This is a genomic window from Amycolatopsis sp. NPDC004378 (assembly GCF_053602455.1).
Map to the genome: position 1 here is coordinate 1 of NZ_JBSGDR010000044.1, position 25,058 is coordinate 25,058.

Consider the following 25,058-nt stretch of genomic DNA (forward strand, 5'->3'; position numbering starts at 1 on the left):
TAACAACCACCACCCGCCAACCACCATCATATTTTGGGTTACTGGATTTAAGACGTGTCCTATACCCAACTTCTCCACCCCGCCCAGCGCGTCGGCGAGCTCGCCGACGCGCATCGGCCGGGCCAGCGTCCGCAGCACGCTGAACTCGGCCTTCGAGATGCCGCAGTCGCGTTGCAGGCCGCGGTCGAGCTCGTGGGCGAGCAACCGCTGCGCGCGCATCCAGGTGTCCCAGAACTCCCAGTCCTCAGGGCTCATGGCCGTCAGTCTACGCTAGAGTTGACGCATCAACTCCTAGGGAGGACACGATGAAGACACTGGTGCGCGGCGGCCGGGTGGTCACCATGGACCCGGCCGTCGGCGACCTGCCCCGCGGTGACGTGCTCATCGAGGACGGCCGGATCGCCGCGGTCGCCCCCGCACTCGACGTGGCCGACGCCGACGTCGTCGACGCCGCGGGCAAGATCGTCCTGCCGGGGTTCGTGGACACCCACCGGCACACCTGGCAGACGGCGTTCCGCCGCCTCGGCGCGAACTGGACGTTCGACCAGTACCGCACCGCGATGCACGGCACGCTCAGGCCGCACTACCGGCCCGAAGACGTGTACCTGGGCAACCTCGTCGGCCGGCTCGAGGCTCTTTCCTCGGGCGTCACGACGATGCTCGACTGGTTCCACTGCGCCGACCGCCCGGAGAACGCCGACGCCGCGATCGCCGGGCTGCGCGACGCGCCCGGCCACTCGATCTTCTGCTACGGCGCCGCGGGCCCGGACATCGCCCCGGAGCTCCGGCGGGTGCGGTCCCTGCTCCCCGGCGACGACCTGGCCCTGGGCCTGCGCGGGCCCGTGATGTCCACAATGGACGACACGGCCGCCGATGTCGCGCTGGCGCGGGAACTCGGGCTCCGGACGAGCACCCACATCCACGGGACCGGCGGCTGGCCGCACGGCGACCGGCCGATCGACGGGATGCGGGCGCGCGGCCTGCTCGACGACCGGCTGACCGTGGTGCACGGCAACGGCCTCTCCGACGACCAGCTCGCGATGCTGGCCGACGCGGGCTGCTCGCTGTCGATCAGCCCGGACGTGGAGCTGAAGATGGGCTTCGAGCCGCTGGTGACCGGCCGGGCGCTGGCCGCCGGGCTCCGGCCCTCGCTGTCGATCGACGACTGCCCGTCCGCCGGCGGTGACCTGTTCGGCGCCATGCGCACGGCCTTGGCCGCCGAGCGCGGCAGCGTCACGACCCGGGACGTGCTCGGGTTCGCCACCGTCGAGGGCGCCCGGGCGGTCGGGCGCAACACCGGCTCCCTCACCGTCGGCAAGGACGCCGACCTCATCCTGCTCGATGCCGAGGACCCCAGCGTCTTTCCCGTCAGCGATGCTGTCGGCACGATCGTGGCGGCCGGCCACCCCGGCCTGGTGGACAGCGTCTTCGTCGCCGGGAAGGCGGTCAAGCGCGACGGGAAGCTGCTCGACGTCGACCTGCCCGCTGTGCGCGACCGGCTGCGGGAGTCCCGCGACCGCGTCGCCGCGGCCGCGGGCATCGCCGTCGACGGGTCGTGGACGCCCTAGGAAGCCGAGGTCACGCGGTAGACGTCGTAGACGCCCTCCACGCCGCGGACCACCTTGAGGACGTGGCCGAGGTGCTTCGGGTCGCCCATCTCGAACGAGAAGCGGCTGACCGCGACCCGGTCGCGGGACGTGGTCACCGACGCCGAGAGGATGTTCACCTTCTCGTCGGCCAGCACCTTCGTCACGTCCGAGAGCAGGCGGTGCCGGTCGAGCGCCTCGACCTGGATGGCCACCAGGAACACCGAAGACGCCGAAGGCGCCCATTCGACCTCGACCAGCCGCTCGGGCTGGGACTGCAGGTCACCGGCGTTGGTGCAGTCGGTGCGGTGCACCGAGACGCCGCCGCCACGGGTCACGAAGCCGAGGATCTCGTCGCCCGGCACCGGCGTGCAGCAGCGGGCGAGCTTGGCCCAGACGTCGCTGGCGCCCTTGACCACCACGCCGACGTCGTTGGACCCGCGGCGCCGCGTGACGGTCGAGGGCGTCGCGCGCTCGGCAAGCTCCTCTTCCGCCGCGTCGACGCCGCCGATGAGCGCGACCAGCCGCTGCACGACGTGCTTCGCGCTGGTGTGGCCCTCACCGACCGCCGCGTAGAGCGACGAGATGTCGGCGTGGCGCAGCTCGGTGGCGACCGCGCCCATCGACTCCGCGGAGACGAGCCGCTGGATCGGCAGGCCGACCTTGCGGATCTCCTTGGTGATGGCTTCCTTGCCGCCTTCGATCGCCTCGTCGCGGCGTTCCTTGGCGAACCACTGCCGGATCTTCGCGCGCGCCTTCGGCGAGCCCGCGAACTGCAGCCAGTCGCGCGACGGCCCGGCGTTCTCCGCCTTCGACGTGAAGATCTCGACGACTTCGCCGTTCTCCAGCTTGCGCTCGAGCGCGACCAGGCGGCCGTTGACGCGGGCGCCGATGCAGCGGTGGCCGACCTCTGTGTGCACGGCGTAGGCGAAGTCGACCGGCGTGGACTCCACGGGCAGCGTGATGACGTCGCCCTTGGGCGTGAACACGAAGATCTCGCGCGAGGCCAGCTCGTAGCGCAGGGACTCGAGGAAGTCGCCCGGGTCCGCCGCCTCGCGCTGCCAGTCGAGGAGCTGGCGCATCCACGCCATCTCGTCGACGTCCATCGCGTTGCCGTTGTGCGTGCCCTTGGTTTCCTTGTACCGCCAGTGCGCGGCGATGCCGTACTCGGCGGTGCGGTGCATCTCGTAGGTGCGGATCTGCACCTCGAGGGGTTTGCCGTCCGGGCCGATCACCGTCGTGTGCAGGGACTGGTAGACGCCGAACCGCGGCTGCGCGATGTAGTCCTTGAACCGGCCGGGGACCGGCTGCCACAGCGCGTGGACGACACCCATCGCCGCGTAGCAGTCGCGGACGTCTTCGACCAGGATCCGCACGCCGACAAGGTCGTGGATGTCGTCCAGGTCGCGGCCGCGGACGATCATCTTCTGGTGGATCGAGTAGTAGTGCTTGGGTCGGCCCTCGACCTTCGCGGTGATCCGCGACGACACGAGGTTGCTGGTCAGGTCGGTGATGACCGAGCGCAGGTAGATGTCGCGCGAGGGCGCGCGGTCGGCGACCAGACGCACGATCTCGTCGTACTTCTTCGGCTGCAGGATCGCGAACGCGAGGTCCTCCAGCTCCCACTTGACCGTGGCCATGCCGAGCCGGTGGGCCAGCGGCGCGAGGACTTCGAGCGTCTCGCGGGCCTTGCGGGCCTGCTTCTCCGGCGGCAGGAACCGCATGGTGCGCATGTTGTGCAGCCGGTCGGCGAGCTTGATGACCAGGACGCGCGGGTCCTTGGCCATCGCGATGACCATCTTGCGGATGGTTTCGGCCTCGGCGGACGTGCCGAGCTTGACCTTGTCCAGCTTCGTGACGCCGTCGACCAGCTCGGCGACCTTCTCGCCGAAGTCGGCCTTCAGGCTCTCGACGGCGTACCCGGTGTCCTCGACCGTGTCGTGCAGCAGCGCCGCGACCAGCGTGGTCGTGTCCATCCCCAGCTCGGCGAGGATGGTGGCGACGGCCAGCGGGTGCGTGATGTAGGGGTCGCCGGACTTGCGCCGCTGGTTGCGGTGCAGTTCCTCGGCGACGTCGTAGGCGCGCTGCAGCAACCCGAGGTCGGCGTTGGGGTGCAGCTCGCGGTGGATGACGGCCAGGGGTTCGAGGACCTGCTTGACCGGGGCGGCGCGCTGCGCGGTGATCCGCCGGGCCAGACGCGCCCGGACCCGCCGGGTCGCGGACGGGTTCGGCGCCGCACCGTTCGGCCTCGGCGCCTGGGCCGCCGCCTGCCCGTTCTGCTGGGCGCCCTCTTTCGCGGGCACCGCGGCGTCGAGCTCCTGGCTCACCCGCACCTCCTGCTGCTCGTGCGGCCTTCGAACCACCAGGGTAGCCGCTGCGCCTCGCGGCCCCGCCGGGTGCGCCCGTTCAGGGGGATGCCAAGCCTCCGACCAGCCGCTTTGCTCCACCTGCGGCATGTCGTGAGTGGTCAGGACGGTTCCAACGCCCTGACCACTCACGAGAGCCGGGTCAGCAGGACTGGAGGGCGTGGACCTTGCGGTTCGCCAGCACCTCGCGGCCGCGCAGGGCGGCCAGTTCCAGGACCACCGACACGCTGTCGACGACGGCTCCCGCGTCTTCCAGGAGCTTGCCCGTGGCCGCGACCGTGCCGCCCGTGGCGAGGACGTCGTCGAGGATGGCGATGCGCTGGCCCGGCCGGACCACGCCCGCCGGGAGCTCGACGGTCGCCGTGCCGTACTCCAGCGCGTAGTCCACCCGGCCCGCCACCTGCGGGAGCTTGCCGGGCTTGCGGACCAGCACCACGCCGAGGCCGCGGGCGTACCCGACGGCCGCGGCGAGGAGGAACCCGCGGGCCTCCACGCCGGCGAGCGCCTCGACGTCTTCGCCGAGGGTGCCCGCCAGCGCGTCGGTCACCGCTTTGAACGCGCCCGCGTCCGCGAACAGCGGGCTCAGGTCGCGGAACAGCACGCCGGGCTCGGGAAAGTCCGGCACCTCGGCGATCAGGCCGAGGGCGTCGTCCAGCTGCACGTCAGCGCTTCCGCTTGGTCGACGGCTTGCCCTGCGGACGCTGCTTCTGGATCCGGGCCGGGACGCTGGCCGCGGCCGCGTACGCCCGTTCCTTGCGCAGTTCCTTGGCCAGGGCGTCGTCGTCCGAGGCGTCGAAGTCCTCACCGCCGGCCGCCTTGCGCTCCTGGTTGAGGCGACGCTGGCGGACGCGCTCGGCCTGCTGCTTGTACTTCGGGTCGCGCATCTTGAAGTCGACCAGCAGCGGCGTCGCCAGCGCGACCGACGAGAGCACGCCGACCAGGGTGCCGGTCAGCTGCACCAGCGCCAGGTCCTGCAGCGTGCCGGAGCCGAGCAGGAGGTACCCGACGATCAGCAGGCCGAGGATCGGCAGCAGCGCGATGAACGCGGTGTTGAACGACCGCATCAGGGTCTGGTTCAGCGCCAGGTTCGCCGCTTCGGCGTACGTGCGGCGGGTCAGGCCGAGCAGGCCGCGCGTGTTCTCGCGGACCTTGTCGAACACCACCACCGTGTCGTACAGCGAGAAGCCGAGGATCGTCAGCAGGCCGATCACGGTCGCCGGGGTGACCTCGAAGCCGACCAGCGAGTACACCCCGGCCGTGACCAGGATGTCGTGCAGCAGCGAGATCAGCGCCGCCACGGCCATCCGCGGGTCGAAGTAGATCGCCAGGAAGATGACCACCGCGACGAGGAACACCGCCAGCGCGATCAGCGCCTTCTGCGAGATCTCGCCACCCCACGACGCGCTCACCGCGCTGTCGGAGATCGCCTGCACGCTCGGCTGGCCGTTGCTGCCCTTGGGGCCCAGGTCGGTGAACAGGCCCTGCTTGACCTTCGCGACCTCGGCCGCGTCCAGCGTGTCGGTCCGGATCTGGATGGTCGACGCGTTGCCGGTGCCGACCTTCTGCGTCTCGGCCGCCGGGCGGCCGAGCGCCTTCTGGAACGACGCCTTCGCCTGGTCCTCGGTGATCACGCCGTGGATGCCGTTGGCCGGCATCTGGATCTGCGTGCCGCCCTCGAACTCGATGCCGATGTTGAAGCCGCGGAAGACCATCGACGCGAGGCACACGAGCACCAGCGCGGCGAAGAAGATGTACCAGCGCTTGCGCTTGCCCACGACGTCGAACGCGCCGGTGCCGACGTAGAGCCGGTGGAAGATGCTTTCCTTCTTGCCGGGCTTCGCCGCGACCTTGCTGTCGCCGTCGGCGTCCGTGCCCAGTTCTTCGACCCCCACGTCAGGCCTCCTTCACGTTCGCGCGGCCGACCGAGGTCGACTTCTTACGCTGCGAACCCACTTGCTGCACGGCGCCGAGGCCCAGGTTCCTCGGGTTGGACAGGAACTTCGACTTCGACGTGGACACCATGGCCACCAGCGGGTGCGTCACCAGGTACACGACGACGAGGTCGAGCACCGTGGACATGCCGAGGGTGAACGCGAAGCCCTGGACGTCGCCGACCGCGATGACGTACAGGATCGCGGCGGCCAGGAAGCTGACCCCGTCCGACGCCAGGATCGTCCGCCGGGCGCGGACCCAGCCCCGGGGCACCGCGGACCGGAAGGTCCGCCCTTCCCGGATCTCGTCCTTCAGTCGTTCGAAGTAGATGACGAACGAGTCCGCCGTGATGCCGATGGCGATGATCAGGCCGGCGATGCCCGCCAGGTCGAGCGTGTAGCCGATCCAGCGGCCGAGCAGGACGAGCACCGCGAACACCAGCGCGCCGGACAGGGCCAGCGACAGGATGGTGAGCACGCCGAGCAGTCGGTAGTAGAACAGGCAGTAGATGAACACCACCAGCAGGCCGATGCCGCCGGCGATGAGGCCGGCCTGCAGCGAGGCGAGGCCGAGCGTGGCCGACACCGTGGTCGCGTCCGAAGACGCGAACGACAGCGGCAGCGAGCCGTACTTGAGGATGTCCGAGAGGTCCTTCGCCTCGGACTGCGTGAACTTGCCGGTGATCTGGGTGTTGCCGTCCAGGATCGCGACCTGGATGTTCGGCGCGGACACGACCTGCGTGTCGAGGACGAAGGCGGCCTGCTGGCCGGTGTTCTTCGAGGTGAAGTCCGCCCAGATCTTGGTGCCCTCGCTCTTGAAGCTGAGGTTCACCACCCACTGGCCGCGCTGCTGGTCGTAGCCCGAGGTCGAGTCGGCGATCTCGGTGCCCGGCAGGAACTCCGGCTCCAGCAGGTACTTGTACGTGTCGTGGTCACCGCAGGCGACCAGCGGCAGCTTCGGGTCGTCGTTGCCTTCCAGCGGGTCCTTGGCGTTCGGCGCGCAGGTGAGCGCGGCCATCGCCTTGGCGACGAGCTCCTGGTTCGGCTGGCCGTCGGCGCCGATGAGGGCCTTGTTCTGGCGGAGCGCCTTCGCGGCCTGGATCTCCTTCGCCGTGTCCGCGTCGACGGAACCGTCCGCGGGCGCGGGGGCCTGGCTCGACGCCGGCGGCGGCGTGCTGGAGCTCGGCGGGGCCGGCGAGGTGCTCTGCTGCTGCGCGGGCGCGGCGCCCGGAGCGCCGCCGCCCCCGCTCTTGGTGGCCGTCGGGGCGCCGGACGTCGCCGAGGGCGCGCCGGAGGACGGCGTGGCCGGCTTGCTCGGGGCACCGGACGTCGGCGTGTTCGTGGCGGGGGGCGCCGACGGCTGCGGCGGCACGACCGGCTGCGTCGCGTTGGCGACGACCTTCCGGAAGCCCAGCTTCGCGGTCTTGCCGAGGTTCTTCGCCTGGTCGCCCTGCTCGCCGGGGACGGTGATGACGACGTTGTTGCCGTCGAGGAGGACCTCGGTGCCGCCGACGCCGATCCCGTTCACGCGCCGCTCGATGATCTGGCGCGCCTGGTTCAGGGAGTCACGGGTCGGCTGACCGCCGTCGGGGGTGCGGGCGGTGAGCGTGACCCGGGTGCCGCCCTGCAGGTCGATGCCCAGCTTCGGGGTCGGCTTGTGGTTGCCGGTGAGGAACACCAGCGCGTACAGCGCGATCACGATCAGGGCGAAGAAGGCGAGATAGCGTCCCGGGCGGAGATGCCCGGCCGATGATGCCACGGTGCTTCGGTCTCCTCGGACTGGGTTGCCCCAACGATGCGGTGCCCGCCCCGGAGGGTTACCGGGGCCAGGTCTGTGTGCGATTCACTCCCGGGCACGGGTATGACGGCGGACACGCACGCAGCACCGAGACACTACTCGGTGCTGCGTGAGCCCGGCGTTGCAGGCCACACCGACTTTCGTCGGGGCTTTCGCGCGCGCCCGGGAGGATCCGCGGGCTACTTCTTGCCGTGCTCCAGCGGCGGCGCCACCTGAGCGGTGGTCTGCGGCTCGTCGTCCTTGATGCCGGCGCCCGACTCGATGATCGACTCCTCGGCGGGGGCCTCCACCTCGTCGGCGGCGTCCTCGTCGGTCTCGACGACCGGCTCGACCTTCTCGCGGACCGCGAGCCGCAGCCAGGTGGTGACGACGCCCGGCGCGATCTCGATGTCGATCGTGGTGTCGCCGGAGGCGTCGGCCACGGTGCCGTAGAGGCCCGAGGTGGTCATGACGCGGTCACCGGCCGCCAGGCTGTTCTGCAGGTCCTGCTGCGCCGCCTGCTGCTTCTTCTGCTTGCGCGTACTCATCACCAGCGGGACGGCGAGGACGAGCACGAGGAGCAGGGGCAGCAATAGACTTTGCATGATTCTCCGTTCGACGGACACGGCACCATGCCGAAATGCCCGGTTCTTGGGTATGTGCTCCTGTCAAGTGTGCCAGGTACCAGCGCGGACGCCAGCACCCACCCGCCGGTACGAGCCGCTCAGTCCTCGTCGAACAGCGACGGCCCGCCCTGGTCCGGGCGCCCCGGGAGGTCCGCGGGCGGCACCAAGCCGAGGTGTTCCCACGCGGCCGCGGTAGCGACGCGCCCGCGCGGGGTGCGGGCGAGCATACCGGCGCGGACGAGGTAGGGCTCACACACCTCTTCCACGGTGGTCGCCTCCTCCCCCACGGCGACCGCCAGCGTCGAGATGCCGACCGGTCCGCCACCGAACGACCTGGTCAGCGCGGTGAGCACGGCCCGGTCGAGCCGGTCCAGCCCCAGCTCGTCGACGTCGTAGACGGCCAGCGCGGCGCGCGCGACCTCGAGGGTCACCTTGCCGTCGGCGCGGACCTCGGCGTAGTCGCGGACGCGGCGCAGCAGCCGGTTCGCGATCCGGGGTGTCCCCCGCGACCGGCCGGCGATCTCCTGGCAGCCGTCGCGGTCGATCGGGATGTCGAGGATCGTGGCCGCGCGGCGGACGACCAGTTCGAGCTCGGCGTCGGTGTAGAACTCCATCTGGCCGGTGAAGCCGAACCGGTCGCGCAGCGGGCCGGTCAGCGAGCCGGACCGCGTGGTGGCCCCGACCAGCGTGAACGGCGCGATCTCCAGCGGGATGCTGGTGGCGCCCGGGCCCTTGCCGACCACGACGTCGACCCGGAAGTCCTCCATCGCGAGGTACAGCATCTCCTCGGCGGGGCGCGCGATGCGGTGGATCTCGTCGATGAACAGGACGTCGCCGGGGGCCAGGTTGGACAGCATCGCGGCGAGGTCGCCCGCCCGTTCCAGCGCGGGACCGGAGGTGATCCGGATGGCCGCGCCCAGCTCGGCCGCCACGATCATCGCCATCGACGTCTTGCCCAGCCCGGGCGGGCCGGACAGCAGCACGTGGTCGGGCGGCACGCCGCGGCGGCGCGCGCTCTCCAGCACCAGCTCGAGCTGCTCCCGCACGCGCGGCTGGCCGACGAACTCGTCGAGCTTGCGGGGCCGCAGCGTGCCCTCGACGTCGCGGTCGCCGCTCTGCGCCCACGCCGAGAGGGCTTCGTCCTCGTCCTCGCTCACGGCGTCATACTCCATGCCGCGCCCTACCGCTTCCGGCCGAGGGTGGCCAGCGCGGCACGCAGCACACTGGACGTCGTGTGGCCGTCACCGTCGGCGAGGACCTTGTCCACGGCCTGCTCGGCCTGCTTGGCCGGGAACCCGAGCCCGGCCAGCGCCTCGACGACTTCGGAGCGCAGCGCGCCCGGCGCGGTGACGGCAGGGACGTCGCCCGTGCCGCCGAGCGCGGTGACCTTGTCCCGCAGTTCGAGGGTGAGCCGCTCGGCGCCCTTGCGGCCGATGCCGGGCACCGAGGTGAGCACGGTGATGTTGCCTTCGACCAGTGCGGCCCGCAGCTTGTCGGGGTCCAGCACGGCGAGGGTGGCCAGCGCGAGCCGCGGCCCGATGCCGGACACCGTCTGCAGCAACCCGAACAGCTCGCGCGCGTCGACGTCGGCGAACCCGAAGAGGGTCAGCGAGTCTTCGCGGACGACGAGCGCGGTGTGCAGCCGGGTTTCCTCGCCGCGGCGCAGGGTGGCCAGCGTCGCCGGGGTGGCCTGCACGGCGAAGCCGACCCCGCCGACCTCGACCACGACGTGGTCCAGGCCGACCGAAAGGACTTCTCCGCGTACCGACGAGATCATCGCGCTGCTCCTGGTTTCTTCGCCTGTTTCGCCGCGGCGGCGAGGCGGGCTTTGTGGGTGCGGGCCATCTCGGCCGCGCGGGCTTCGGCCTCGGCGAGCCGGGCCCGCATCGGCTCGCGCCAGAGGTGGCAGATGGCCAGGGCGAGGGCGTCCGCGGCGTCGGCGGGGTGCGGCGCGACCTCGAGGTTGAGCAGGCGCATCACCATGGCGGTGACCTGCGCCTTGTCCGCCCGGCCCGACCCGCTGACCGCGGCCTTCACCTCGCTGGGCGTGTGGAAGACGACCGGCAGGCCCCGCCGCGCGGCGGCCAGTGCGACGACGCCACCGGCCTGCGCGGTGCCCATCGCGGTCCGGACGTTGTGCTGGGCGAAGACGCGTTCGACCGCGACGGCCTGCGGCTGGTACCTGTCCATCCAGCGCTCGACCTCGTCGGAGATGCCGAGCAGCCGGTGCGCCAGGTCGGCGTCGGCGGGCGTGCGCACCACGTCGACGGCGACGCAGCGGACGGCGCGGCCCTTGCCGCCGTCGACCACCCCCAGGCCGCACCTGGTCAGACCGGGGTCGACCCCGAGCACCCGCACCCGTTCTCCCTCTCGCCGCGAACATCAGTTCGAGCTACGAGGCTACTGGGCGCGTCTGCGGCAGGATGGGTGACATGCCGGAGCCCGCCGATTTCGTCACCCACCTGGGGCTCGAGCCCCTGCCCGTCGAGGGCGGGCGGTGGGCGCAGAGCTGGCGCTCCCCCGCCGGGTCCGCGATCTACTACCTGCTCGTCGCGCCGGAGTTCTCCGCGCCGCACCGGCTGGACCGCGTCGAGGTCTGGGTCCACCACGCGGGCGCGCCCGCGGCGATGCTCCTGCTGCACCCGGACGGTTCGGTCGAGCGGCCCGTGCTCGGCACCGACGTCGCCGCCGGCCAGCGGCCGCAGGTCGTCGTGCCGGCCGGGACCTGGCAGGCGACGGTCACGCGCGGTGCGTGGAGCCTGCTGGGGACCGTCGTGGTGCCGCCCTACACGGACGACTGCATCGAGTTCGCCCCGGCTTCGGAGCTGGCTGCGCGTTACCCGGAGGCGGCGGCCGACCTGCGGGCGTTCTAGGGGCCGTCGACGCCCGGCGTCCAGCTCTCCGGGTCACCGCTGCCGGTCAGCACGGGCTGCCACTGCGCGAAGCCCTCGGGCGCGTCCGGGTGCCACGGGAACTTGCCCTCCGGCGTCGCGACGATCAGCTGCAGCGCCGGGAAGTCACCGTCCGGGTAGATGAGGAACGCCGAGCCGAAGTACTCGGGGTAGTGCCCCTTGTTGACGCGCTCGAGGACGACCGGGACCCCGTCGAAGAAGTCGTCGTAGCGCTTTCCGACCTCGAAGATCTCACCGTTGGCCGCGCGGTCGACGTACGCGTCGAGCAGCACCTGGCCCATCTGGTCGGGCAGCCCGACGACGACCGCCTCGGGCACGTTGTGCAGCGCCCACGCGCACGCGGTGAAGCAGTAGCCGGCGCCCTCGTCGTCGGGTGCGACGGTGATGACCGCGTTGCCGCGTTCCTTCGCCTGCCCCTCGATCCATTCGACCAGACGCTGTTCGTCGGGCGTCAGTTCGGCGGCGAGATCGGCGGAGGCGGCGGGGGTCGTCGAGGTCACGGCGCACATTCTGCCTGACGATCCGGGGAGAACACAGGGCCCGGGCCGGAAAGTTTCCGACCCGGGCCGCGATTCCGTGCGGGGCAAGGAAAAACTCAGCCGACCTCGGCGAGCACCTCGTCCGAAACGTGGAGTGCCACACTGTGCGTAGACGTTCCCCGCCGCCCGACAGCGCGAAGGCCGCCCAAGGACACAGAGTCCCCTGGCGGCCTCCAACGCACAAAGCCCGACCTCAGCCGACCTCGGCGAGCACCTCGTCCGAAACGTCGAAGTTGGCGTAGACGTTCTGCACGTCGTCGCAGTCCTCGAGGGCGTCGATCAGCTTGAAGACCTTCTTCGCGCCGTCCGCGTCGAGGGGGACGCTCACCGACGGGAGGAACGTCAGCTCGGCCGACTCGTACTCGAAGCCCGCCTCCTGCAGTGCCTTGCGCACCGGGACCAGGTCGCCGCCCTCGGAGACGATCTCGAAGCTCTCGTCGAGGTCGTTGACCTCTTCCGCGCCCGCGTCGAGGACCGCCATGAGGACGTCGTCCTCCGTCGCGTCGCCCTTCGGCATGATCACGACGCCCTTGCGGGTGAACATGTACGCGACCGAGCCCGGGTCGGCGAGGGAGCCGCCGTTGCGGGTGAGCGCGGTGCGGACCTCCATCGCGGCGCGGTTCTTGTTGTCGGTCAGGCACTCGATCAGCACCGCCACGCCGTTGGGGCCGTAGCCCTCGTACGTGATGTTCTGCCAGTCGGCGCCGCCCGCCTCTTCACCGGCGCCGCGCTTGCGGGCGCGCTCGATGTTGTCCTGCGGGACCGAGTTCTTCTTGGCCTTCTGGATGGCGTCGTAGAGCGTCGGGTTGCCGTCCGGGTCGCCACCACCGGTGCCCGTGCGGGCGGCCACCTCGATGTTCTTGATCAACCGCGCGAAGAGCTTGCCGCGCTTCGCGTCGAGGTTGGCCTTCTTGTGCTTCGTGGTGGCCCACTTGGAGTGGCCGCTCATCTCTCCTCCATCTGTTCCGTACCCCGGCCGGGCACCGCGTCTCAGGCTGCCTTCCGCACGAGGTCGACGAACAGCCGGTGCACCCGCACGTCGGGCGTCAGTTCCGGGTGGAACGCGGTCGCCAGCACCGCCCCCTGCCGGACCGCGACGATCCTAGCGGTGTCGTCGTCCACGCCGGGCACGCCGCTGACCGAGGCCAGCACCTCGACCCCGGCACCGGCCTTCTCGACCCACGGGGCCCGGATGAACACCGCGCGCACCGGCCCGCCGTCCACCTCGGCGAAGTCGAGGTCCGCCTCGAAGGAGTCGACCTGCCTGCCGAAGGCGTTGCGCCGCACGACGACGTCGAGCCCGCCGAGCTGCTGCTGGTCCGGCCGCCCGTCGAGGGTCTGCCGGGCCAGCAGGATCATCCCGGCGCACGAGCCGAAGGCGGGCATGCCCTCGGCGATCCGCGCGCGCAGCGGCTCCAGCAGCTCGAAGCTCTCCAGCAGCCGCGACATGGTGGTCGACTCGCCGCCGGGCAGCACCAGACCGTCCACTTCGGACAGCTCCGCGGCGCGGCGGACCGGCACCGCCCGCGCGCCCGCTTCGGCCAGCATCGCGACGTGCTCGCGCACGGCACCCTGCATGGCGAGCACACCGACGACCGGCTCCGACGACACCCGACCTCCCGAAAGACCTTCCCACCAGCCTAGACGCCCGCACTCCCGGCCTTAACGGCAGGTCAGCCGCGCGGCTCAGGGGATCCCGGCCAGCCTCAGCAGCGCCGCCGTGGCCGCGGCCGCCACGACCACCAGCACGAACGGCGCCTTCCGCCACGCCAGCACCCCCGCGACCAGCACCCCCGCCGGCCGCGCGAAGCCCGCGAACCCGTGCCCCTCCGTCAACGCGCTGACCGCCACCAGCGCGGCCAGCAGCACCACCGCGGCCAGGGCCATCAAACGCTCCGCGCGGGGCGACAGTTTCACCCGGCTGCGCAGCACCGGCCCGGCGAACCGGAACGCGAACGTCCCCAGGGCCAGCACCGCCGTGCCGACCAGCAGGTCCACGCCGTCCATCAGCTCGCCTCCTGCATTTCGGGCTCCTTCGCCGCGACGCCGGCCACCACGCCCGCCAGCGCGAGCAGCACGGGCAGCCCGGCCGGCAGGAACGGCGTCGTCGCCAGGGCGACCACCACGCCGGCCAGCACCGGCAGCCGCGCCGCGCGGTCGCGCAGCGAGGGCAGCACCAGCGCCAGCAGCACCGCCGGGAAGGCGGCGTCCAGGCCGAACACGTCGGTGTCGCTGATGGCCGTCCCGGCGAACGCGCCCGCGACGACGCCGAGGTTCCAGCAGACGAACAGGCCGATCCCGCAGGCCCAGTACGCCGCGCGCCGGTGGTGGGCCTCGCGCTGGGCCAGCGCGAACGCGACCGACTCGTCGATCATCAGGTGGCTGCCGGCCAGCCGCGCGGGCCACCGCTTGCCCAGGACGTCGCCGATGGTGAAGCCGAAGGGCAGGTGCCGCGCGTTGGCCAGCAGGCCGGCCAGGACGGCCGCGAACGGGTTGCCGCCCGCGGCGACGATCCCGATGAACATGAACTGCGACGCGCCGGCGAAGACCAGCACCGACATCAGCATCGGCAGCCACAGCGGGAAGCCCGAGCTCACCGCGATGGCACCGTAGGACACCCCCACGAGACAATCGGCGAGGCAGACCAGGCCGATGTCGCGGGCGAGACCCCGATCGAGTGTTCGCCATATCGAACGCATGTGTTCTATGGTGAACACAAGGCCCCGCGTTCGTCAAGGCGAACAGAACGACTGATGGAGCGAACGGCATGGCGCAGGAACCGACGGGCGCACCGCTGGAGATCATCGCGGCTTCGCTGCGCCGCGAACGCACGCGCGCGGGCTTGTCCCTGACCGAGGTCGCGCGCCGCGCCGGCCTGGCCAAGTCGACGCTGTCCCAGCTCGAGTCGGGCACCGGCAACCCGAGCGTCGAGACCCTGTGGGCGCTCGGCGTCGCCCTCGACGTGCCGTTCTCGCGGCTGGTCGAGCCGGAACGGCCGAAGGTCCGCGTCGTCCGCGCGGGCAAGGGCCCGACGGTGTTCGCCGAACACGCCGACTACGCCTGCACGCTGCTGTCGGCGTGCCCGACCGGCGCCCGCCGCGACATCTACGTGGTGCGCGGCGAGCCGGGCACGCCGCGGCGCTCCGACCCGCACATGACCGGAGTGGTCGAGCACATCGTGCTGTGTGCGGGCCGGGCGCGCGTGGGCGTCATGGACGACCCGGAAGAGCTCTTCCCCGGCGACTACATCTGCTACCCCGGGGACGTCGCGCACATCTTCGAAGCCCTCGAACCGGGTACCTACGGCGTCGAGATCTCCGAGTACGTCTAGGAAGTCACCAGCCGCGCTCGGCGAGGCGGTGCGGCTCCGGGAGCTCCTCGACGTTGATGCCGACCATGGCCTCGCCCAGGCCGCGCGAGACCTTGGCCAGCACGTCCGGGTCGTCGTAGAACGTCGTGGCCTTGACGATCGCCTCGGCGCGCTGGGCCGGGTTGCCGGACTTGAAGATGCCGGAGCCGACGAACACGCCTTCGGCGCCGAGCTGCATCATCATCGCCGCGTCGGCCGGGGTGGCGATGCCGCCCGCGGTGAACAGCACCACCGGCAGCTTGCCGTTCTGCGCCACCTCCTTCACGAGCTCGTACGGCGCCTGCAGCTCCTTGGCGGCGACGAACAGCTCGTCCTCCGGCAGCGAGGACAGCTTCCGGATTTCGGCGCGGATCTGCCGCATGTGCGTGGTGGCGTTGGAGACGTCGCCGGTGCCGGCCTCGCCCTTGGAGCGGATCATCGCCGCGCCCTCGGTGATCCGGCGCAGGGCCTCGCCGAGGTTGGTCGCGCCGCAGACGAAGGGCACCGTGAACGCCCACTTGTCGATGTGGTTGGCGTAGTCGGCCGGGGTGAGCACCTCGGACTCGTCGATGTAGTCGACGCCGAGGGACTGCAGGACCTGCGCCTCGACGAAGTGGCCGATGCGGGCCTTCGCCATCACCGGGATCGAGACGGTCTCGATGATGCCGTCGATCAGGTCGGGGTCGCTCATCCGCGCGACGCCGCCCTGGGCGCGGATGTCCGCGGGCACGCGCTCCAGCGCCATGACCGCGACCGCGCCGGCGTCTTCGGCGATCTTGGCCTGCTCGGCGGTGACCACGTCCATGATCACGCCGCCCTTGAGCATCTCGGCCATGCCGCGCTTCACCTTGGCGGTGCCGGTGACGGACTGGACGGTGCCACTGGGAGTGGTCTGCTGCTCGGACACGACGAGGCCTTTCGACACGAAATCGGGGGGTACGTCTCCGAGCGTAGGTCGACGGTGGACCCTTCACGCAGGCCAGTACGCGGCTATCTCAGGAGTCCACTTCCGGCACGCCCGCGACCAGCACTTCCGCGGCCCTGGTGCGCGCGTAGAGCACGTGACGTCCGGCACGGTGCCCGCTGACCAGGCCCGCAGCCTTCAGCGCGCCGAGGTGCTGGGACACCGCGCCCGCGCTCAGCCGGGTCCGGCGCGCCAGCTCGGCGGTCGACGCCGGCGCGGTCAGCTCGGTCAGCAGCATCGCCCGGCCGCGGCCCACCACGGCGGCCAGTGCGCCGGGCGCGGTGGCCGTGCCGGTCTCCCACAGCGTCGCGATCCCGCGCGGCGGGTAGCGCAGCACCGGCTGCCAGCGCGGGTCGGTCTTGGAGAACACCCGCGGCCAGACGAACGCCGAGGGCACCAGGACCAGGCCGCGCCCGTCGAGCGGCACGGCCGCGTGCAGGTGCCGGTGCGCCACCGTGAGCGTGCCGCCCTGCCAGCGGACCAGCGGCGTGAGGTCGTTGAACAGCTCGGCGGCCCCGCCCTCGGCCAGCAGCCGCGACCGGTGCAGCACGTCGGCCTCGAGCAGCGCGCGGATCCGCGGCCAGTCGGGCGCCAGCACGAGGTCCCAGTACCGCTCCATCAGCGCCGCGAGCCGGTCGAGCCCGGCTTCGGGGTCGCGGTGGAAGCGGTTCAGCGCCGGTGTGCGCGGCCCGGCCATCGCGTCCAGCTCGCGCCGCACGACGCGGGCGGGCACGTCCCGCAGGTCGGCGAGCTCTTCGGCCAGGACGGGCAGGGGGGTCTTCGGCGTGCCGGCGAGGAAGCCGGGCAGGTGCCGGAGCGGGACGAGCTCGCGCAGCAGGCCGATGTCCAGCCCGGCCTCGTCGAGCGCCGCGGTGGCGCGCTTGACCCACGGCAGGTGCAGGGCGTGTTCCCCGGGCTGGTTGAGGACGCGGACGCTCGCCACGATCTCCCACGCCGGGGAGAACGCGAAGCGGGTGTGCGCCAGGTCCTCTGTGGAGAATGCCAGATCGAGCACGCGCTGCCTCTCTGCCGGAAATTCCGCGCAGTCTAAGTCTTTCCGATGTGGACAGTCGAGGGGGGTACGGAAAGTCCTTGCGGGAAGGCGAAAATTCCTCGATCGTCATACTTCCGGGCGACATCGCGCAGCCGCGGCAGATTCTCTCCGTAATAAGCTTCGGCCCAATCCGGCATTTCGGGATCGAGGTAGTTGACGTACCCGGTCGTGCCGAATTCCGGCCCGAGCGCGTCCCGCACGGCCGCCAACGAACGCCGTGCTCCGGCTTCGCCGCCGTCCGCCGGGCCCGCGTCGCGTAAGAACTGGAAGCTCGCCAGCGCCCGCCGGTGCGGGAACGCCGTGTCGCGGGCGCCGACGCGCGCGATGGCCCCGCCGCCGGAGTCGACGAGCGTGGTGACCGCCGGGTCGCGGGTCAGCACCGCCACCACCGCGGCCGGGTCGGCGACCGGCCGCGTCAGCATCCGCGAAGTCCCGGCGTAGGCCTCCCGGGCGGGCGGCCGGGAGGCCCGGACGTCGAAGGACCGCATCGCGCTCAGGTGGTCCCGCACCCGCCGGCGCCGCTCGGCCGGTGCGGTGCCGACCCGCCGGACGAGGTCGTCGAGCAGGGCGTCCAGCCTGGTCTCGGGACCGAGGAAGGTGCCGTTGACCCAGGCGTGGCCGGCCGCGAGGTCGATCGCCGACCACAGCTCGTCGGGCATCCCGGGCAGCCACTCCTGCCAAGCGCCGAGCAGCGCCGCCTGCGCGGCCACCGGGAACGCCAGGAAATAGGTGGCGACGTCGGCGGCCCGCACCGTCCGGAAGGTGAACCCGGTGACGATCCCGAAGTTCCCGCCACCGCCGCCGCGCAGCGCCCAGAACAGGTCGGCCCCGGCCGCCTCGGACACCGTGCGCACCTCGCCGTCGGCGGTGACGATCCGCGCCGATTCGAGCAGGTCGCACGTCAGCCCGTACTTGCGGTCGAGCACGCCGATCCCGCCGCCGAGGGTGAGCCCGGCGATCCCGACGGCGCCGCAGACACCCGCCGGGAGCACCCGGCCCGCCGCGGCCAGCGTCGTCGAGACCGGCCCCAGCCGGGCACCCGCCCCGACCACGGCACGGCCGTCCGCGCGCAGGACAGCGCCCGAAAACCGGCTCAGGTCCACCACGATCCCGCCGTCCACTGTGGAGTAACCGGGGTAGCCGTGCCCGCCGCCGCGGGCGGCGACCGGCAGCCCGTGGCGGGCGGCGAAACCGACGGCTTCCCGGACGTCTTCGACGCACGCGGCGCCGACCACGGCCGCCGGCTCCCGGTCGTCGTACATCGTGAAGAAGCCCCGCTTGGCTTCGGGGTAGCCGGCGTCGCCCGGCCGGACCACCGGCCCGCTGAGCCGGCGGCGCAGCCGCGCCCAGTCCGCGGGCGGCGGCCACGGCGCCGGAACCGTTCCCGGCCCCCGGGAGAACGCCCGCCCGTCCATGCCGCTCCCCCCGCCCGGGCATTCGGCTGGTCCCGGGAGCCCTGCCTTGCCGTGACCAGGGTAGCGGGTGTGTGATCGAGGACACATCCCGTACACCAGCCGTTCGCCGAGGAGTCGTCATGGCAGACAAACAAGCCAAGAACGCCGACACCGGGGCCGCCGTCGCTGTGGACGACCCCGCGAAGGTCCGCAACGTCGTGCTCGTCGGCCCGTCCGGCTCCGGGAAGACGACCCTCACCGAGGCCCTGCTCGCCGCGTCCGGCACGGTGCCGCGCGCGGGCTCGGTCGTCGAGGGCACGACGGTGTGCGACCACGACCCCGCGGCGGTCCGCCAGCAGCGTTCGGTCGGCCTCTCGGTGGCACCGGTGCTGCACCAGGGCCACAAGATCAACCTGATCGACACCCCCGGGTACGCGGACTTCGTCGGGGAGCTGCGCGCCGGGCTCCGCGCGGCCGACGCGGCGTTGTTCGTCGTCTGCGCCGCCGAGGGCGTGGACGCGGCGACGGTCGCGGTGTGGGAGGAGTGCGCCGCGGTGGGCATGCCGCGCGCGGTCGTCGTCTCCCGGCTCGACCACCACCGGGCCGACGCCATGGCCGAGATCGCCGCCTGCCAGGCCGCGTTCGGCGCCGGCGTGCTGCCGCTGTACCTGCCCGCGGGCGACGGCCTGGTCGGGCTCATCACCCAGCGGTACTTCGACTACTCCGCCGGGCACCCGCCGAAGGTCGGCGCGCCGGACCCGGCCGACCTCGAGCGGATGGCCGAGGCCCGCAACGAGCTGATCGAAGGCATCATCGCCGAGAGCGAGGACGAGTCCCTGATGGACCGGTACCTCGCCGGCGAGGAGATCAACGAGGACACCCTCATCTCCGACCTCGAGACCGCCGTCGCGCGCGGGTCGTTCCACCCGGTCATCCCGGTGTGCGCGACCAGCGGGATCGGCCTGGCCGAGGTGCTCGACGGGATCGTCCGCGCGTTCCCGTCGCCGCTCGAGCACAAGCCGCCCGACGTCACGACGCCGGACGGCGGGACGCACACCGCCATCACCGCCGACCCCGCGGGACCCCTCGCCGCGGAGGTCGTCCGGACGGCCGTCGACTCCTACGTCGGCCGGGTGTCCCTCGTCCGGGTGTTCTCCGGGACGCTGCGCCCGGAGCGGCCGGTGCACGTGTCCGGGCACGGCCTCGCCGAACGCGGGCACGAGGACCACGACGCCGACGAGCGCGTCGCGCACCTCTACTCCCCGCTCGGCGCGAACCTGCGGGAGGTGCCGTACTGCGTCGCGGGTGACCTCTGCGCGCTCACGAAGGTCGGCTCGGCGGAAACCGGCGACACGGTCTCGTCGCCGGACGAGCCGTTGCTGATGGAACCGTGGGCGATGCCGGAGCCGCTGCTGCCGGTGGCGGTGGTCGCGAAGACCCGCAGCGACGAAGACACGTTGGCGCGCAACCTGTCCCGGCTGGTCGCCGGCGACCCGACGCTGCGGCTCGACCGCAACGCCGAGACCAGCCAGCTGGTGCTGTGGTGCATGGGTGAGGCCCACGCCGACGTCGTGCTCTCGCGGCTGCGCGCGGGTGGGGCGGACGTCGAGACCGAGCCGGTGAAGATCAGCCTGCGCTCGACGTTCGCCAAGCCGGCCAAGGGCCACGGCCGGCACGTCAAGCAGTCCGGCGGGCACGGCCAGTTCGCCGTGTGCGACATCGAGGTCGAGCCGCTGCCGCGCGGCGGCGGGTTCGAGTTCGTGGACAAGGTGGTCGGCGGTGCGGTGCCGCACCAGTTCATCCCGAGCGTCGAGAAGGGCGTGCGGGCCCAGCTGGCGCGCGGGCTGGCCGACGGGCACCCGGTGGTCGACGTCAAGGTGACGCTGGTCGACGGCAAGGCGCACAGCGTGGACTCGTCGGACGCGGCGTTCCAGACGGCCGGGGCGCTGGCGCTGCGGGAAGCCGCGGCCAGCGGGCACATCACGATGCTGGAACCCCTGGAAGAGGTGGCGATCCGGCTGCCCGACGAGCACCTCGGCACGGTGCTCGGCGACCTTTCCTCACGCCGCGGCCGGGTGCTGGGCACCGAAGCCGGCGACGGCGGCCGGACGGTGATCCGGGCGGAGGTCCCGGCGACGGAGCTGGTCCGCTACCTGATCGACCTGCGCTCGATGACGTCGGGCACGGCGACGTTCACCCGCCGCCACGCGCGGTTCGAGCCGATGCCGGAAGGGATGGCGGTGCACTGACGCCGGGCTCGTGAGGGGAGACAGCGTGCCGGCCCTGTTCCCCCTCACGACCGGCGTCAGAAGTCGAAGCCGCCCGGACGGCCGTTGCGGTCGGCCAGCAGGCCCGCCAGCGTCGCCACCGCGATCTCCGGCGGCGTGCGCGAGCCGATGTTGAGCCCGACCGGCCGGTGCACCCGGGCGATGTCCGCTTCCGCCACGCCGAGTCCCCGCAGCGCGGCCTCGTGCGGCCCGGGGTGACGCGGGTTGCCGAGCACCCCGATCCACCGCGGCTCCTCCGCCAGCGCGGCCTTGAGCACCTCGCCGAGCTCGGGCCGGTGGTGGTCGGTGACGACGACGTCCGCCGAGCCGTCCAGGGCCGGCATCGCGGTGTCCGCCTCGACGCCGTCGGGCCCGTCGGTGGCCCGCGCGGGATCGGGCTCGTACAGCGCGACCTGGTAGCCCAGCTCCCGCGCGAACGTCAGCAGGTGCCGCGAAACCGGCGACGCGAACACCGCCACCAGCGTCCGCGCGTCCGGGTCGGCCGCCGCCGTGCCGTGGGCGACGTCGCAGGTCTCACTCATGCACCCAGTCTGTCAGGCCTGTTCGCCGACCGTCACGCGAAACGGCCACAGATCGGTCTTGCCCTTGACCAGCACCAGGTACCCGTCGGTCACGCGCACCACGAGCCGCTCCTGCGGCGACGACGGCCGCGGCGGCCGGTGCTGCTTGGCCGGCAGGTGCGCGCCGACCTGCTCTTCGACGATCACCCCACCACGCGCTCACGCCGGTACGACGTCACCGCCGGGCGAACGGTTTCAGACTTCTTCGAGCACGCTCAACCGGAAGTGGAACGCCGACGTCTGTCCCTCGACGATCACGAGGTACCCGCCCACGCCCCGCAGGACCTTCCGCGACTTCGGCGACCACGGGTGGAAGGGCTCGTACTCGCGGGCCAGCCGCAGCGCCTCGGCCTCGGCCGTCGCCCGGTCGTCGTGGGAGGACGTCTCCGACAGCGACCAGCTCCGGCTGTTCCCCGTGCCGCGCTGCTCCTCGAGCACCACCCACCACATCTCAGACCTCCGGCTCGGCGAACTCGAAGTACTCCGGCAGCGGCGCCGTGCCCGCCAGCCTGAAGTAGCGCACCTTGCGCCGCCGGCGCAGGCGCAGGGTGTCGCGGACGGCGTCGTTGTGGACGCGGCGGGCGATCACCACCCGGTGCTCGGCGTCAGTCAGCTCCTCGGCCAGCTCGGTCGGCAGGCCCGCCCGGTCGGCGCGGCTCAGCTGCAGCGTCAGCTCGTTCTCCGCGGACTCGCGGTCCGCCCGCGGTGCCGCTTCGGCCTGCTCGGCCGACGTCCGCAACGCCGTGTCGCCGAGCACCGCCGCGACCGCCCGGGCCACGACCGCCCGGCGCGCCAGGGCCGCGTCGAGGGCCGCCCAGCCGGCGTCCATCCGGACGTGCAGCCGGTCCAGCCGGTTCGCCGTCGCCACCAGGAACAGCCCGCCCAGCACCACGATCAGCGCCACCAGGGGCAGCAGCCAGCCGAGCACGCTCACCGGGCGAGCTCCCGCTCCGGCGCCGCGACGCGCCGGGGGTCGGCGGCGATCGCCGTCTCGTAGACCCGCAGCACCTGGGTGGCCACCACCGTCCAGTCGAACATCGTGACGCGCTCCCCCGCCGCGGCGGCCAGCGACGCCCGGCGCGCCGGGTCGCCGAGCAGCTCGCGCAGGCCGTCCGCCAGTGCCGCCGGGTCACCGGTTTCGACGAGCAGCCCGGCGCGGCCGTCGTCGAGGACCCGCCGGAAGGAGTCGAGGTCGCTGGCCAGCACCGGGGTACCCGCCGCCATCGCTTCGGTGAGGATCATCCCGAAGCTCTCGCCGCCGGTGTTGGGCGCGCAGTAGACGTCGACACTGCGCAGCGCCTGGGCTTTGACGCCGTCGTCGGCCTGGCCCAGCAGCTCCAAGTGCGGCGCCAGCCCGGGACCGGCGTCGCGGCGCAGCTGGTCTTCGTCGCCCCGGCCGACCACGACGAGCCGCAGGTCCTCGAACTCCGGCAGGATCCGCCGCAGCGCCTCCAGCAGGACACCCATGCCCTTGCGCGGCTCGCCGAACCGGCCGACGAACCCGACCGTCCCGCCCGCCCGCGGGTAGCCCGGCAGCGGCGTCGCGGACGAGAAGAACTCGACGTCGACGCCGTTCGGGATCTCCACGGCGTCGCCGCCCGCGTGCTCCACCTGGACCCGGCGGGCCAGCGCGGACACGGCGATCCGCGCGGTGATCTTCTCCAGCAGCGGCCGCAGCACCGGCTGGAACGCCGACAGCGTGCGCGAGCGCGTGGTCGCGGTGTGGAACGTCGCCACGATCGGGCCGTCCGCGATGAGCAGCGCCAGCAGCGAAAGGCTCGGCGCGGCGGGCTCGTGCAGGTGCAGGACGTCGAAGTCGCCGTCGCGGATCCAGCGGCGCACCCGCGCGTAGGACACCGGACCGAACTGCAGCCGCGCGACCGAGCCGTTGTACGGGATGCCGAGCGCCTTGCCCGCCGGGTGGACGAACTCGGGCAGGTCCGCGTCGTCGTCGGCGGGCGCCAGTACGGACACCTTGTGCCCGCGCGCCAGCAACGCCTTCGTCAGGTCGATGACGTGCCCCTGGACCCCGCCGGGCACGTCGAACGAGTAGGGGCAGACGATCCCGACCCGCAGCGGACGCGTGGCCACGGCTCAGCTCGCTTCTTCCAGGCCGACCCGTTCGCCCGCGTCGAGGTCGGCGGGCCAGAACTTCTGCAGCATGTGCCAGTCGGCGGGGTGCGCGGCGATGTCGCCGGCGAAGACGTCGGCCAGGGCCTGGGTCGCGGCCGCGACCTCGGCGCGCGCGGTGACGCGGATGCGCGGGTGCAGCCGGATCTGCCAGCCGTCCTCGGTGAACCAGCAGCCGGCCGGGATCAGGGCCGCGCCGGTCGTGGCGGCCAGCCGGGCCGGGCCGCCGGGAAAGCGCGCCTGCTCGCCGAAGAACTTCACCGGGATGCCGCTGTTGGTCAGGTCGCGGTCGCCGACCAGGCAGACGGCCTTGTTCTCGCGCAGCCGCTTCAGCAGCACGCGCATCGCCGAGCTGTCGCCGGTCAGCGGCACGATCTCGAAGCCGAGCGACTCGCGGTACTCGACGAACCGGCGGTAGAGCGACTCGGGCTTGAGCCGCTCGGCGACGGTCGTGAAGCCGCCGAGGTAGTCGGCCAGCCACACGCCGGCGATGTCCCAGTTGCCGCTGTGCGGCAGCGCCATCACCGCGCCGTTGCCGTCGGCGAGCGCCGCGTCGAGGTTCTCGACGCCGGTGATCGACGCCGCGACCCTGCCGCTGACCTCCTTGTGGTCCATCGAGGGCAGCCGGAACGTCTCGTGCCAGTAGCGGGCGTACGAGCGCATCGCGCGCCGCGTCAGCTCGTCCATCTCGACCTCGTCCGCCTGCGGCACGACGCGGGCGAGGTTGGCGCGCAGCTGCCGCACGCCCCCGCCGTCACGCTTGACGGCGAGGTCCGCGCCGAGCGAGAAGACCGTGCTGCCGAACCCGGCGGGCAGCCAGCCGGCCAGCTTCCACCCGGCCGTGTAGCCGAAGACGCTGAGCCGATCCGACAGCCTGCTCATGCCGGCTGCTCCCCCGCGGCGGCCTCGCGAGCCGCCTTCGCCACCGCCGCGAAGCGCTGCAGCAGCGTGATGACCGACAGGACGGCCAGGAGCCAGAGCGTGACGTCGACGGTGTACGGGATGCCGAAGCCGTGCAGGCCGGTGCCGACCAGGGCGATGATCAGCCGCTCGGCGCGTTCGACGAGCCCACCGTCCACCGGCAGGCCGGAGGCGTCGGCGCGGGCCTTGACGTAGGAGATGACCTGGGCGAGCACCAGGCACAGCAGGGCCGCGGCGGCGGCCGGGTGGTTGTCGTCGACGACGAAGCACCACCAGGCGATGGCGGCGAACAGCGCGCCGTCGACCAGTCTGTCGCAGGTCGCGTCGAGCACCGCGCCGAACGGGGTGCCGTAGCCGCGGGCGCGGGCCATCGCGCCGTCGAGGAGATCGAGCATGGCGAAGCCCCACACCGTGAAGGTGCCCCAGAGCAGGTAGCCGTTCGGGAAGAAGGCCAGGGCGCAGACGACGGCGCCGGCGGTGCCGAGCACGGTCATCACGTTCGGGGTCAGCCCGACGCGGACCAGCGCCTGGCCGATCGGATCGGTGACGCGGGAAACGGAGGCACGCGCGAAGATATTGAGCATCGGATCGTCTGAGGCACCTGGCTACGAGGGTCGGGTGGGCGAATGCAGCCTATCCACCCGCCTCGGCGAACCCGACG

At 72.3% G+C, this 25,058-nt stretch carries 27 protein-coding genes and 1 pseudogene; 4 read left to right on the forward strand and 24 right to left on the reverse strand.

Features of this window, described 5'->3' with window-relative positions; all coding sequences use genetic code 11:
* Positions 1–255 (reverse strand): annotated as a pseudogene (locus tag ACWEN0_RS48780) (MarR family winged helix-turn-helix transcriptional regulator); the annotation flags it as partial.
* A 50-nt stretch (positions 256–305) separates the two neighbouring features.
* Between ACWEN0_RS48780 and ACWEN0_RS48785 the strand changes: the two are divergent.
* Positions 306–1,568: an amidohydrolase family protein gene (locus ACWEN0_RS48785; protein ID WP_451988582.1), complete on the forward strand. Its 1,263-nt coding sequence runs from the start codon at positions 306–308 to the stop codon at positions 1,566–1,568.
* Here ACWEN0_RS48785 and ACWEN0_RS48790 read toward each other — a convergent pair.
* The 8 genes from ACWEN0_RS48790 to ruvC form a co-directional block, all read right to left on the reverse strand.
* The gene (locus tag ACWEN0_RS48790; RefSeq protein ID WP_451988583.1) at positions 1,565–3,913 is read right to left on the reverse strand and encodes a RelA/SpoT family protein; all 2,349 of its coding nucleotides are present in this window, start codon (positions 3,911–3,913) and stop codon (positions 1,565–1,567) included. The two genes, ACWEN0_RS48785 and ACWEN0_RS48790, sit on opposite strands and share 4 nt — an antisense overlap.
* Positions 3,914–4,094: 181 nt before the next feature.
* Positions 4,095–4,613 carry an adenine phosphoribosyltransferase gene (locus ACWEN0_RS48795; RefSeq protein ID WP_451988584.1) on the reverse strand — a complete coding sequence of 173 codons (519 nt, stop codon included), beginning with the start codon at positions 4,611–4,613 and terminating at the stop codon, positions 4,095–4,097.
* Between the two features lies 1 nt (position 4,614).
* Positions 4,615–5,844: a protein translocase subunit SecF gene (gene secF, locus ACWEN0_RS48800; protein ID WP_451988585.1), complete on the reverse strand. Its 1,230-nt coding sequence runs from the start codon at positions 5,842–5,844 to the stop codon at positions 4,615–4,617.
* Between the two features lies 1 nt (position 5,845).
* Entirely contained in the window at positions 5,846–7,642 is a 1,797-nt protein-coding gene (gene secD, locus ACWEN0_RS48805; RefSeq protein ID WP_451988586.1) for a protein translocase subunit SecD, read from the reverse strand.
* A 218-nt stretch (positions 7,643–7,860) separates the two neighbouring features.
* Entirely contained in the window at positions 7,861–8,265 is a 405-nt protein-coding gene (gene yajC / locus ACWEN0_RS48810; RefSeq protein ID WP_451988587.1) for a preprotein translocase subunit YajC, read from the reverse strand.
* Between the two features lie 119 nt (positions 8,266–8,384).
* The gene (ruvB, locus tag ACWEN0_RS48815) at positions 8,385–9,458 is read right to left on the reverse strand and encodes a Holliday junction branch migration DNA helicase RuvB (protein WP_451988588.1); all 1,074 of its coding nucleotides are present in this window, start codon (positions 9,456–9,458) and stop codon (positions 8,385–8,387) included.
* An 8-nt stretch (positions 9,459–9,466) separates the two neighbouring features.
* Complete coding sequence (ruvA, locus tag ACWEN0_RS48820; RefSeq protein ID WP_451988589.1) at positions 9,467–10,063, reverse strand: Holliday junction branch migration protein RuvA; 597 nt, start codon at positions 10,061–10,063, stop codon at positions 9,467–9,469.
* Positions 10,060–10,644, reverse strand: a complete 585-nt coding sequence (gene ruvC, locus ACWEN0_RS48825; protein WP_451988590.1) for a crossover junction endodeoxyribonuclease RuvC — start codon at positions 10,642–10,644, stop codon at positions 10,060–10,062. Before ruvC ends, ruvA begins: the two co-directional genes overlap by 4 nt.
* A gap of 74 nt (positions 10,645–10,718) precedes the next feature.
* Here ruvC and ACWEN0_RS48830 point away from each other — a divergent pair, with 74 nt between their 5' ends.
* Positions 10,719–11,159: a cupin domain-containing protein gene (locus tag ACWEN0_RS48830; protein WP_451988591.1), complete on the forward strand. Its 441-nt coding sequence runs from the start codon at positions 10,719–10,721 to the stop codon at positions 11,157–11,159.
* Here the strand turns inward: ACWEN0_RS48830 and ACWEN0_RS48835 are convergent.
* The 5 genes from ACWEN0_RS48835 to ACWEN0_RS48855 all read right to left on the reverse strand — a co-directional run bounded on the left by ACWEN0_RS48835 (position 11,156) and on the right by ACWEN0_RS48855 (position 14,436).
* Positions 11,156–11,707 (reverse strand): DUF4262 domain-containing protein, encoded by a 552-nt coding sequence (locus ACWEN0_RS48835; protein WP_451988592.1) that lies wholly within the window; start codon positions 11,705–11,707, stop codon positions 11,156–11,158. The two genes, ACWEN0_RS48830 and ACWEN0_RS48835, sit on opposite strands and share 4 nt — an antisense overlap.
* Before the next feature lie 223 nt (positions 11,708–11,930).
* Positions 11,931–12,686 (reverse strand): YebC/PmpR family DNA-binding transcriptional regulator, encoded by a 756-nt coding sequence (locus ACWEN0_RS48840; protein ID WP_451988593.1) that lies wholly within the window; start codon positions 12,684–12,686, stop codon positions 11,931–11,933.
* A 41-nt stretch (positions 12,687–12,727) separates the two neighbouring features.
* Positions 12,728–13,348 (reverse strand): pyridoxal 5'-phosphate synthase glutaminase subunit PdxT, encoded by a 621-nt coding sequence (gene pdxT / locus ACWEN0_RS48845; protein ID WP_451988594.1) that lies wholly within the window; start codon positions 13,346–13,348, stop codon positions 12,728–12,730.
* A 75-nt stretch (positions 13,349–13,423) separates the two neighbouring features.
* Positions 13,424–13,744, reverse strand: a complete 321-nt coding sequence (locus ACWEN0_RS48850) for an AzlD domain-containing protein (RefSeq protein ID WP_451988595.1) — start codon at positions 13,742–13,744, stop codon at positions 13,424–13,426.
* A complete protein-coding gene (locus ACWEN0_RS48855; protein WP_451988596.1) occupies positions 13,744–14,436 on the reverse strand; it encodes an AzlC family ABC transporter permease in 693 nt (230 codons plus the stop codon). The genes ACWEN0_RS48850 and ACWEN0_RS48855 overlap by 1 nt, the downstream gene beginning before the upstream one ends.
* Before the next feature lie 68 nt (positions 14,437–14,504).
* Here ACWEN0_RS48855 and ACWEN0_RS48860 point away from each other — a divergent pair, with 68 nt between their 5' ends.
* Positions 14,505–15,068, forward strand: coding sequence for a helix-turn-helix domain-containing protein (locus ACWEN0_RS48860; RefSeq protein ID WP_451988597.1), 564 nt, complete (start codon positions 14,505–14,507; stop codon positions 15,066–15,068).
* Positions 15,069–15,072: 4 nt separating this feature from the next.
* On the opposite strand, the gene pdxS is transcribed toward ACWEN0_RS48860, so the two are convergent.
* The 3 genes from pdxS to ACWEN0_RS48875 form a co-directional block, all read right to left on the reverse strand.
* Entirely contained in the window at positions 15,073–15,993 is a 921-nt protein-coding gene (pdxS, locus tag ACWEN0_RS48865) for a pyridoxal 5'-phosphate synthase lyase subunit PdxS (RefSeq protein ID WP_451988612.1), read from the reverse strand.
* Between the two features lie 88 nt (positions 15,994–16,081).
* A complete protein-coding gene (locus ACWEN0_RS48870; RefSeq protein ID WP_451988598.1) occupies positions 16,082–17,065 on the reverse strand; it encodes a DUF5937 family protein in 984 nt (327 codons plus the stop codon).
* A 32-nt stretch (positions 17,066–17,097) separates the two neighbouring features.
* Positions 17,098–18,519 carry an FAD-binding oxidoreductase gene (locus ACWEN0_RS48875; protein ID WP_451988599.1) on the reverse strand — a complete coding sequence of 474 codons (1,422 nt, stop codon included), beginning with the start codon at positions 18,517–18,519 and terminating at the stop codon, positions 17,098–17,100.
* Positions 18,520–18,638: 119 nt separating this feature from the next.
* Here ACWEN0_RS48875 and ACWEN0_RS48880 point away from each other — a divergent pair, with 119 nt between their 5' ends.
* Positions 18,639–20,747, forward strand: coding sequence for an elongation factor G-like protein EF-G2 (locus ACWEN0_RS48880; RefSeq protein ID WP_451988600.1), 2,109 nt, complete (start codon positions 18,639–18,641; stop codon positions 20,745–20,747).
* 56 nt (positions 20,748–20,803) lie between these two features.
* Here ACWEN0_RS48880 and ACWEN0_RS48885 read toward each other — a convergent pair whose 3' ends face one another.
* From ACWEN0_RS48885 to pgsA, 7 genes are read right to left on the reverse strand one after another with little or no spacing between them, the layout of a single operon-like run.
* Positions 20,804–21,307 (reverse strand): XdhC family protein, encoded by a 504-nt coding sequence (locus ACWEN0_RS48885; RefSeq protein WP_451988601.1) that lies wholly within the window; start codon positions 21,305–21,307, stop codon positions 20,804–20,806.
* Positions 21,308–21,319: 12 nt separating this feature from the next.
* On the reverse strand, positions 21,320–21,493 hold the full coding sequence (locus tag ACWEN0_RS48890) for a hypothetical protein (RefSeq protein ID WP_451988602.1): 174 nt from the start codon (positions 21,491–21,493) through the stop codon (positions 21,320–21,322).
* 48 nt (positions 21,494–21,541) lie between these two features.
* Positions 21,542–21,796: a hypothetical protein gene (locus ACWEN0_RS48895; protein WP_451988603.1), complete on the reverse strand. Its 255-nt coding sequence runs from the start codon at positions 21,794–21,796 to the stop codon at positions 21,542–21,544.
* Position 21,797: 1 nt separating this feature from the next.
* Positions 21,798–22,280, reverse strand: a complete 483-nt coding sequence (locus ACWEN0_RS48900) for an NUDIX hydrolase (RefSeq protein WP_451988604.1) — start codon at positions 22,278–22,280, stop codon at positions 21,798–21,800.
* Entirely contained in the window at positions 22,277–23,422 is a 1,146-nt protein-coding gene (locus ACWEN0_RS48905) for a glycosyltransferase family 4 protein (protein WP_451988613.1), read from the reverse strand. Before ACWEN0_RS48905 ends, ACWEN0_RS48900 begins: the two co-directional genes overlap by 4 nt.
* Positions 23,423–23,440: 18 nt before the next feature.
* Entirely contained in the window at positions 23,441–24,358 is a 918-nt protein-coding gene (locus ACWEN0_RS48910; RefSeq protein WP_451988605.1) for a phosphatidylinositol mannoside acyltransferase, read from the reverse strand.
* Complete coding sequence (pgsA, locus tag ACWEN0_RS48915; protein WP_451988606.1) at positions 24,355–24,981, reverse strand: phosphatidylinositol phosphate synthase; 627 nt, start codon at positions 24,979–24,981, stop codon at positions 24,355–24,357. The genes ACWEN0_RS48910 and pgsA overlap by 4 nt, the downstream gene beginning before the upstream one ends.
* Positions 24,982–25,058: the final 77 nt, after the last annotated feature.

Bases quoted from the DNA above. Each gene is read 5' to 3' on its own strand.
- ACWEN0_RS48830 (WP_451988591.1), top strand. From the start codon at position 10,719: ATGCCGGAGCCCGCCGATTTCGTCACCCACCTGGGGCTCGAGCCCCTG.
- ACWEN0_RS48855 (WP_451988596.1), bottom strand. From the start codon at position 14,436: ATGCGTTCGATATGGCGAACACTCGATCGGGGTCTCGCCCGCGACATC.
- ACWEN0_RS48875 (WP_451988599.1), bottom strand. From the start codon at position 18,519: ATGGACGGGCGGGCGTTCTCCCGGGGGCCGGGAACGGTTCCGGCGCCG.
- ACWEN0_RS48840 (WP_451988593.1), bottom strand. From the start codon at position 12,686: ATGAGCGGCCACTCCAAGTGGGCCACCACGAAGCACAAGAAGGCCAAC.
- ACWEN0_RS48850 (WP_451988595.1), bottom strand. From the start codon at position 13,744: ATGGACGGCGTGGACCTGCTGGTCGGCACGGCGGTGCTGGCCCTGGGG.
- ACWEN0_RS48885 (WP_451988601.1), bottom strand. From the start codon at position 21,307: ATGAGTGAGACCTGCGACGTCGCCCACGGCACGGCGGCGGCCGACCCG.
- ACWEN0_RS48880 (WP_451988600.1), top strand. From the start codon at position 18,639: ATGGCAGACAAACAAGCCAAGAACGCCGACACCGGGGCCGCCGTCGCT.
- ACWEN0_RS48835 (WP_451988592.1), bottom strand. From the start codon at position 11,707: ATGTGCGCCGTGACCTCGACGACCCCCGCCGCCTCCGCCGATCTCGCC.
- yajC (WP_451988587.1), bottom strand. From the start codon at position 8,265: ATGCAAAGTCTATTGCTGCCCCTGCTCCTCGTGCTCGTCCTCGCCGTC.
- ruvB (WP_451988588.1), bottom strand. From the start codon at position 9,458: ATGGAGTATGACGCCGTGAGCGAGGACGAGGACGAAGCCCTCTCGGCG.
- ACWEN0_RS48785 (WP_451988582.1), top strand. From the start codon at position 306: ATGAAGACACTGGTGCGCGGCGGCCGGGTGGTCACCATGGACCCGGCC.
- ruvA (WP_451988589.1), bottom strand. From the start codon at position 10,063: ATGATCTCGTCGGTACGCGGAGAAGTCCTTTCGGTCGGCCTGGACCAC.
- pgsA (WP_451988606.1), bottom strand. From the start codon at position 24,981: ATGCTCAATATCTTCGCGCGTGCCTCCGTTTCCCGCGTCACCGATCCG.
- ACWEN0_RS48910 (WP_451988605.1), bottom strand. From the start codon at position 24,358: ATGAGCAGGCTGTCGGATCGGCTCAGCGTCTTCGGCTACACGGCCGGG.
- ACWEN0_RS48895 (WP_451988603.1), bottom strand. From the start codon at position 21,796: ATGTGGTGGGTGGTGCTCGAGGAGCAGCGCGGCACGGGGAACAGCCGG.
- ACWEN0_RS48860 (WP_451988597.1), top strand. From the start codon at position 14,505: ATGGCGCAGGAACCGACGGGCGCACCGCTGGAGATCATCGCGGCTTCG.